Origin of the sequence: Halomonas sp. ND22Bw (genome assembly GCF_003011945.1) — a bacterium.
In the GTDB taxonomy this organism is placed as follows: domain Bacteria; phylum Pseudomonadota; class Gammaproteobacteria; order Pseudomonadales; family Halomonadaceae; genus Halomonas; species Halomonas halophila.
Genome location: NZ_PXWD01001576.1, coordinates 1 through 243 on the forward strand (window position 1 = coordinate 1; position 243 = coordinate 243).

Annotated in this window: 1 pseudogene; it reads left to right on the top strand. The window is 55.1% G+C overall.

Features of this window, described 5'->3' with window-relative positions:
* Positions 1–38: 38 nt before the first annotated feature.
* Positions 39–243: pseudogene (locus CVH10_RS26335) on the top strand (hypothetical protein); the annotation flags it as partial.

Here is a 243-nt window from a genome sequence, read left to right on the forward strand (position 1 = left end):
AAGTTGTTGCTCATCAACTCGGGACTGGATCTGTTGCGATGGTGACCATGACCATGCGCCATACCGCCGGGCAGCGTTTGCATGATTTGTGGACTGGACTTTCGGCAGCCTGGAAAGCTGCGACCAACGGCCGCCGATGGCGTACCGAACGTGAAATGTACGGCTGCGACGGATACGTACGAGCTGTTGAAATCACACACGGTAAAAATGGCTGGCACGTTCACGTCCACGCTCTACTCATGT